This window comes from Methylomonas rivi (assembly GCF_024505165.1).
Taxonomy (GTDB): domain Bacteria; phylum Pseudomonadota; class Gammaproteobacteria; order Methylococcales; family Methylomonadaceae; genus Methylomonas; species Methylomonas rivi.
The window spans coordinates 1-537 of record NZ_JANIBK010000378.1 but is presented as its reverse complement, the minus strand read 5'-3'; the positions used below and the strand labels follow the sequence as shown (position 1 = coordinate 537).

At 64.4% G+C, this 537-nt stretch carries 1 protein-coding gene; it reads right to left on the bottom strand.

The features are described 5' to 3' along the window. A partial coding sequence (locus NP596_RS21830; RefSeq protein WP_256617471.1) for a TolC family protein occupies positions 1 to 537 on the bottom strand: 537 nt, incomplete at both ends.

Here is a 537-nt window from a genome sequence, read left to right as displayed (position 1 = left end):
CGGCCAACTGTTCGGACGCGGCGGCGTCGGCCAGGATTTGCGTCTGCTCCGCCAGGCGTTGGCCGGTTTCGCGCCAACGGCTCACGCTATCGGCCACTTCCCGCACCGCCTGCACCAAACTGGCGTTGTAGCGTTCGACACTGCGGTCATAGGCCGCTTGCTGGTAACTTAGGTTGGCGCGCAAACGGCCGCCCTCGAAAATCGGAAACTCGATGGAAGGGCCTACCGCGTAAGCCAGACTGGCGCCTTGCAACAGGACATCGCTCAGGCTGACGCTGTGCAGGCCGGTGAAGGCAATTAGGTTGACATCCGGATAAAAGGCCGTTTCGGCCACCTTGATTTCTTCCGCCGCGGCCTCGGCTTGCAGACGGGCGGCGCTGATGTCGGGCCTGTGCGACAGCAGGCGTAGCGGCAAATCGCTGGGCAGCACGGCTTGTTCGGTGCAAGTGCCAGCTTCGATGCGGATTTCGCGTCCCCAGTCGGCGCCCTTGCCGGCCAGCGCCGCCAACAGATTCCGCTGCAACGCCGCTTCCGCTC